Source organism: Mangrovihabitans endophyticus, assembly GCF_014646155.1.
GTDB lineage: Bacteria > Actinomycetota > Actinomycetes > Mycobacteriales > Micromonosporaceae > Actinoplanes > Actinoplanes endophyticus.
Window position 1 is genome coordinate 1 of sequence record NZ_BMMX01000087.1, and the last position, 7413, is coordinate 7413.

Below are 7413 nucleotides of genomic sequence, written 5' to 3' on the forward strand. Positions count from 1 at the left end.
TCCATGATCGACGGTGGCTGCCTTCGTCTTCTCACCACCCGACACTCGACCAGCCAAGGTCAACATCCCCGGCTGGAATACTAGATGGTGGCGAGCGCAGCGCCGTAGTGGCACCGGCGGATCTCGCCGACCCGCGGCAAAATAGCAAGGCCATGCAGGGAGGCGATAGAAATCGATCTCCGTCCGCTTGTCAGCAATGTGACATGCCAAGATATGAACCCCCACACCCTCCGAACAACCGATAGATGATCGGCCTTTCGACTCTGCGCTTCCCCGTGTGAAGTCCTTTTGATCGATGAACCCGTCCCAGAGAACTGCCCAGTCATCCGTCACCGCCAGGCGGAAACCCCAAACCGGAACCCACTCAAGGAACGAACCCTGGATGCGCCGACCGCGCCGTCCCTCGAGTGAGTAGAGTTAGCTGCTGCGCTCCCGGCCGGGCGGGCGAGGAGCACAGGAGCGTCAGAAAGCGATCAGCTGCCCCGCTGGGAGTTTTCAAAATCCCTTCCGGTCCGCCGTGCACGGATCTGCCGCTACTTGTGCCCGCGGTGCGCGACGATCCGTACACTGCGTCACGATCCGCCGCTGTGGCGCGCCAGGTGCGAACCGGACGGGAGACTGGCGCCGCGGTCATCTCGTAGCTGGCCAACGGGCCACCTCGTCGGCGACCGCAGTTCGCCGAAGTCGATGCGTCAATTCGAACGTCGAAGAGATTCCGGTGCCGGACGACCCGCGGCAGGTCCGCTGGCCGGGTGGCCTTGCTGTCCGAAATCGGGCACTGGCTGGCGTGTCTGTGGCGGCGAGTAGTGCGATGGGCGCGTGGAGTACCGGCGCGAGATGGGTGGCTTGCTGGGCACCATGTTCGTTGGTATCGCGATCAACATTTTGACTGCGGAGACCGACACCTGGTGGGGGCCGCTGCGGCCGGTCGCCCGGTACCCGTACCTCTGGCTGCCGCTCTGCATTGTTGGTTGGTTCGTCTGGCGTTATGTCGCCGACCGTCGGTCCGCGGTCGTCTGGCGCGGCCCGGAGAGCCCGTACCCCGGCCTGTCCGCCTTCGACGAAGACCGCGCTGCTGTCTTCTTCGGGCGGGAGCGGGAGACAAGCGAGATCCTCGATCGGCTGCAACGGGCCGGAATAGCTCCCCCGCGGCGGGTGGTCGCGGTCGTCGGCCCGTCTGGGGTTGGGAAGTCCTCGCTGCTGCGTGCGGGCGTGCTGCCTCGGCTGCCGAAGCGCTGGCGGGTGGTCGGCCCGATCCGGCCGGCGACTGACCCGTTCCTGGCCATGGCCACGGCACTGGGGATGCCGGACAATGTGGGCCGCGCCGCACGGCTTCTGCGCGACGAAGGGGCCGATGCGGCTGAACTTCTCGCGCGGCTGTCCGGGCCCGCCGTGCTCGTGGTCGACCAGCTCGAAGACCTCTACACCATGACCGGCGCCGCCGACCGTGACGCCTGGTGGTGCCTGATCGGCCGGACCCTGGCGCGGCTGCCCGAGCTGCGGCTGCTGGTAGCTGTGCGCCCCGAGTTCAGGCGCCACCTGACCGACCAGCCCGACGCCCTCGTCACACGGCCGATCGCGGTCGGCCCCTTGGACACCGCCCGCATTCGGCAGGCGATCGTGCGGCCGGCCCGGGCCGCCGGGATCACCTTCGAGGACGACCTCGTGGATCGGATCGTCGCGGACGCTACGGTCGGCGACGCCCTGCCACTGCTCGGTCACCTCCTACAGCGTCTATCGACCGACCGGCACATCACTATCGCTCAGTACGAAAGCGTCGGCGAGGTCGGCGGTGCCATCGCGACCCACGCCCGCCAGTTGTACGAGTCGCTCGCCAAGGAGTTCCCGGCGGCCTCGATCGATCGGGCGCTGTTGCGGGGTATCAGCCTGGAGAACGATCGGGCGGTCCGGCGGCCGATCCCGCGCTCATCGCTAGACGAGGCCGAGGTGCGGATCCTGGAGGAGTTCCGCACGGCCCGGCTGGTTGTCGACGTGACCGACGGCGACTGCCTCGAGCTCACCCATGACGCCATCTTCCGGCACTGGGGACACCTCGCCACCCTGATCGCCGACAACGAGGGTCGCCTGCGGCGGATCGCCCGCCTCGAACACCGTGCCGTCGCGTGGCAGGCCCAGCCGCGCGACGACGACCTGCTCCGTGGCCAGACCCTGGCTGACGCCGCGGCCCTGGCCGAGGAGGCCGCGGTATCGGATGTCGCCCTCCGGCTGCTGGAGGCGTCGTGGGAGGCCGACCGGAAGGAGCGCGTCAGCCGCTCCGAGCGGGTCGCGGAGTCGGCTCAGCAGCTACGCGAGCAGGACCGGGAGCTGGCCGTGGCCCTGGTGCGTGCAGCGATCACGGAGCTGGCGCCGTCGGCGGCTGCGAACGCCACGCTCTGGGGCCTGACGGCGGTGCCGGACACGTGTTGCTTGGCCATCGGCCACACGTCCGGGATCACCTCGGTCGTCTGGCTTCCGGACGACCGCCGGCTGCGCACCGCGGACCAGGCCGGGCGGGTCTGCACCTGGGACCAGGACGGCCGGCTGGCGGCCGTGAGCTTCGCCGTCGAGGCAGGACTCGCCGGCAAGACCATTCTTAGTCCAGACGGCCGCTACGCGCTGACCGAACGCGACCGGGGCGCCGGTCTGTGGCGAGTGGACGACTGTCGACTGCTCTCGAGCCGCAAGGGCAGTCTCGGCGCTTCGTTCGACACGGTCTCTTGGGGCGCCGGCGGTCTCCTCGCCGGCCAGTTCGACCGGGGAACCGTTGACGTCTATCGTCTGGCCGGCGAGGCGCCGGAGCTGATCGCCAGCTTGGCGGTCGACCATGTCCGGGCGACCGCCTGGTCGCCGTGCGGGGACCGGCTCGCCGTCGCGACCGATGACCAGCTGCGGGTGTACGCGATGGGAGAGCAGCAGGAGCTGATCCTCCAGGCTGACGTGTCATGGTCGACGCCCACACTGTCCTGGTCGGCCGACGGCGTCCATCTCGCCGTCGGCGCGGCGCCCGCGCTCAAGCTGCGTAACCTCGACGTTCTCCGGCGGGATCAGCGAACGCTGCGCATCTACAACACCGACCGTGGCACACTCACGTCGTGCTCACTGGCCGGGTTGCACAAGGCTCTGGCGTTCGCACCCACCGGTGAGGTGATCGCCTTCGCCGTCGACCGCATCCGCCGTCACGAGCGGGTGGCGCTGTTCGACCTCGGTACCGGCAAAATCCTCGAACGGCGGGCCCGCCAGCACGAGGTGGCCCAGATCGCCTGGTCCGCGGACGGTGCGAGGATCGGTCTGGGCAGTTCCTCGCGCGACGTTGAGATTTGGGACGTGCCGGCTCGCAGCTTCCGTCGGCTGGCGACCGGCGACATCTCTAAGATCGCCTGGTCGCCCGATCGCCGGCGGGCCGCCATCGGCCGCCTAGGCATGCCGTTGGAGATCGTCGAGGCGTCGGGTGGGGCGCCGCAGCGCCTCGATGAACGCGGAACACACGCCCTGACCTGGTCGCCGCAAGGCGGACTGATCGCCGCCAGCTGCCAGGAGCAGGTCAGCGTGTGGGACGCCGACACGGGCGATCTGCGCGCGCGATGGGGCCGGCCACCCCGACGCACACCCAAGCGGATCCGGCCGCAGATGACCTTTCCGTGGGCCTACTCGCTGGCCTGGTCCGGCGACGGCTCCCGGCTGCTGGTCTGGAACCAGGACTTCTACGAGCGGACCGACCGGTCGCTGACCGTCTGGGACGTCGCGGAAGCACGCCAGATCGCCGCCCTGACCGGCGGAGAACGAAGCAACAGCATCCTCGCTTGGTCCCCAGACAGCCAGCTCATCGCGGCGACCATGACCGAGCACGACATCGTCTTCTGGCGGGGCGACGACTACTCACCGGCCGGCCAATGGCAAACCGGCAGATCTGAGCGGATCTCCGCGCTGGCGTGGTCGCCAGACTCGGAGCGACTGGCCGCGGCGCTCGGATCGCAGATCGAGATCTGGAACGCGGCTGAGCAGCGGCCCCACGTACGGTGGGTAGGCAACGACGACACGGTGCGACATCTGTGCTGGTCACCCGACGGGCTTTACCTGGCCGGTGTCGGCCTCCACGGAGTCCTGTCCATCTGGCGCGCCCTCGACGGCCGCCCGCTCGCCGTCGTCGACTGTCCACGCGGCGGCGTCCTCGACCTCCACTGGGCCGCCCGGCTCACTGCTACCACCAGCAACGGCACAATCTTCGCCTGGACGCCCTCCGCCGCTTTCGCGACGCCCCCAGCCGCCGACAACGCGACGCGGACGTTGACCGCCGAGGACCGCCAGCGCTATGGCCTCCCAGGATGACGAACCTGGGCCGGCATGGCGGAGGACATGCGGCCGCCGACGCGATCAACACTTCGGCTCAGTCGCTCACGTTACGGAACGTAGTGCAGAACAGACAAGGAACGAAACGATGCATTGTTCTGCCGAAAGTAGTGCACTGTCAGGACGTGCGGGGGAAACGCGAGTCGATCGCATCGGCGGGCACGCGGGACAGATCCATGACCCAATTTGTCCGCCAGGTCTGGCCCTGGTCGTACGAAAACTTCTGCTGCCACCGGGCCGAGTCGGGTGTCTGGCTGGTCCACTCGAAGCGCACCTTCACCGGCCGCTCGTTGATGACATCGTCGGCGTCGAAGGTGCCTGTGCCGACGTGCCATGCGCCCTCGACCGGCGGATCAAGGTGACCGGGTCGGCGGCTGGAGGCCCACCAGATCCGCCATACCCGGGCCTGCGGGTCGAACTGCCGCAACGTGAAACCCTCGAACGGTTCTTCGCCGGGTGCTCCCTCGGCCCACATCCGGTCAACGTGGCCCAGCCCGCCGAGTATGGGTTCGGCGTATGCGACGGCGTCGAACTCCACCCACTCGGCGCAGTTCGGGTCGGTGACCTCACGCAGCTTGCGGTTACGTATCCGCCAGCGGCCGAAGATGAAATCGAAATCAGCGCGGCCATCGCTCACGGCAGTCTCCTTTGGCTTGATCCGAACGCGGTTGCCGGGATGATGCCAGGCACCTCCGACAAAACTGCGCTTGGCGAAGCGGGCATCCGCGCCCCGTACGGATTGGGACCATCCAGATCTGGTAGCCGCGATCCGGGCGCCGCGGAGGGACGGCTCACCCACCACCCCGCCAGCACGGCTGTCGCCGCCCACGCCCATCCGGCATCCAGGATCAGACCGGCGAACTCCGCGGCCTGCGACCAGCCACCACGCTCAGCACTCGCGGTATCGCCCGCGCCCAGCATCACCGGCACACGGTGACAACCGCGTCGAGGACGCCCAACAGCATCCCCGCGACGGGGCCTACCGTCCACCAGAACCGCTCGCTGTACAGCATCACGCGATCATGGCGCCGGACCCGCCCCGGGCGCCGTCGCCCGTTCCAAGATCGACTGCACGGATCTGCCGCGATAAACGCGAAAGTCTGTGATGTGCTGTGGGTGAAGCTGGCGGGTCGGACTGGTTGAGGTCGCTGTCGTCTGCGTACTCGACGCCCTGCGGGTTGAGCAAGATCGGCTTCACCCGCGTCGCTGACACGCTCGTTCGCCGTCCCGGCGATCACTCACCGTGGCTGGCTTGCTGTGCTGAGGGTGGGGCCGGTGGGAGCAGGTTGGTGCCGTACGCGGAGGGTCCGAAACGCGCCCCCAAACGCGGCCGGAACCTGCCGCTGAGCTGGGCAAATGCGGTCGAGTTGCAGGTGGATCTCGGTGGCCGGATACATCCCAGACCTGCTCCCTGCGGGGACGTCTAGCCATAGCGGCTGACCTGCCCGTATAGGCGATAGGTCGGTCAGTGGGTTGGCGGCGGGGCAAGGGGTGAGCCCGGTTCGATCGGGGTGGATGGCCCAGCGTCAGGTCAGATGCGGGTCGCCGCCTCCGACTCCGTTGCGCCGTGATGATCTTCATCGGTCCAGGTGGGGACTCTGCGCGCGCTCGCTCGCTTGGTTTGTCCTCGGACCGCCCGGATCCGGGGCAGGCGCTGGCCCGGCTTGCCGCCGGCGCTGCTGTCCTGCAGGGGTTGCGGTAGCGACCGCGAGGGGGAAAGGATCGCTGGTCTGGAATTCGTCGAAGCTTCGGTGGTTCGACTGGCTTCGCTGTTCGGTTGCCGCGGGGGCGCGGGGGACCGGTTGAGCTGGAGGTGGGCGCGGTGCTGGGCGCGGACGAGTTGCGGCGGCCGATGATGGCTGGGTCATGCGCTGTTGTCGACCCGGAGGTGCCGGTTCGTGCGCGCCGACGGCTGGCACGGCTGGACACTTCGGCGCGGCCGGCGCAGTACGAGCCGTGGAATACGCCAGTCGCTGATGCCCGACGTTGGGCGCGAGCGGGAGTGGCGTGTCTGGGTTGGTGGTGTCTGAACTGCGCGTTGGTCGTCGGGGTCGTGCTCGGTGATGGCAGCCTGGGCTGGAAACATGCCCGGTTGGGCGAGCTGATCTGGTTGTTAGCGGGGCAGGGCGCGGTGCTCGTACTGGGCGCTGCCGGTTGCTGGCTGGTCGGGGCGGTGAGGGCGGTACGACGCAGAGCGCCGCTGCTGCGCCGTCGCTATAGGGGCCGCTATGTGCCCGGCGAAGTCCTGGCCGAACTGGCACGGGACGCGCCGCGGGTCGGGAGCCTGTTAGCCGATGCCCTGCGCCTGCGTGATCGGACTGCCGGCAGTCGGGCGTACCAGGAGCAGTGGCTGGCCAGCTGTGTCGACGACCGCGAGCTGGACGCGGCGGTGTGGCACCTGACGCAGACCGGACTTGCAACGGCGGCCATGATGGATGCTGTCTGCGAGGCTGCTGATCACCCAGAACTGCGGGAGCAGGCCGTCGCGGGGGAGCGTGACATAGCGGCTGCTATCCGCGGGCTCCGTGCGGACCTGGCCCGGATGGCCAGGCTGGCGGACGCCGCGGCCGCTATCGACGCGGCCTTGGCCGCCGCCGAGGAGAACGAACGCCGCCGCAGCCAGTCTGGCCGCGCTGCCGAGGATCTTGCCCGCCGGAGCGCCGCGTTGGCTGCGACGCATGCATCGCGTGCCCTCAACGCCGAAGCCGCGACGGCGGTCGCTGACTATGTCGATCATGAAGCGGGGTCCTGGCACCAGCGATAGCGTCTTTGTCTCAACGGCGGGACGTACAGCCGGGCATGCCGTTAGAAGCAGGGGAGCCCTTTCAAGATGGGCTCCCCTTGGAGGACTACCCGGTTGGCTGCGAAACCGCCGGCTCCGATGAGCAGAGTATCCCGAACGTGAAGGTCGGCCGACAGCGTTCGTCGATGAGGCCACCGTTCAATGCGTTTCGATGCGTTCGAGCCGCCCGTATCGGAGATAACGGGCGGCTCGAACCCGGTGGGCCGTGCGGGGCTCGAACCCGGTGGGCCGTGCGGGGCTCGAACCCGGTGGGCCGTGCGGGG

At 68.7% G+C, this 7413-nt stretch carries 3 protein-coding genes; 2 read left to right on the top strand and 1 reads right to left on the bottom strand.

What is annotated here, in order from left to right; translation table 11 throughout:
* The first annotated feature begins 819 nt into the window (after positions 1–819).
* Complete coding sequence (locus tag IEY73_RS32280) at positions 820–4326, top strand: nSTAND1 domain-containing NTPase (RefSeq protein WP_189083147.1); 3507 nt, start codon at positions 820–822, stop codon at positions 4324–4326.
* Between the two features lie 139 nt (positions 4327–4465).
* On the opposite strand, the gene IEY73_RS32285 is transcribed toward IEY73_RS32280, so the two are convergent.
* A complete protein-coding gene (locus IEY73_RS32285; RefSeq protein WP_229716377.1) occupies positions 4466–5182 on the bottom strand; it encodes a hypothetical protein in 717 nt (238 codons plus the stop codon).
* A 987-nt stretch (positions 5183–6169) separates the two neighbouring features.
* On the opposite strand from IEY73_RS32285, the gene IEY73_RS32290 reads away from it, so the two are divergent.
* Entirely contained in the window at positions 6170–7111 is a 942-nt protein-coding gene (locus IEY73_RS32290; RefSeq protein ID WP_189083148.1) for a hypothetical protein, read from the top strand.
* The last annotated feature ends 302 nt before the right edge of the window (positions 7112–7413 follow it).

Bases quoted from the DNA above. Each gene is read 5' to 3' on its own strand.
- IEY73_RS32285 (WP_229716377.1), bottom strand. From the start codon at position 5,182: ATGGGCGTGGGCGGCGACAGCCGTGCTGGCGGGGTGGTGGGTGAGCCG.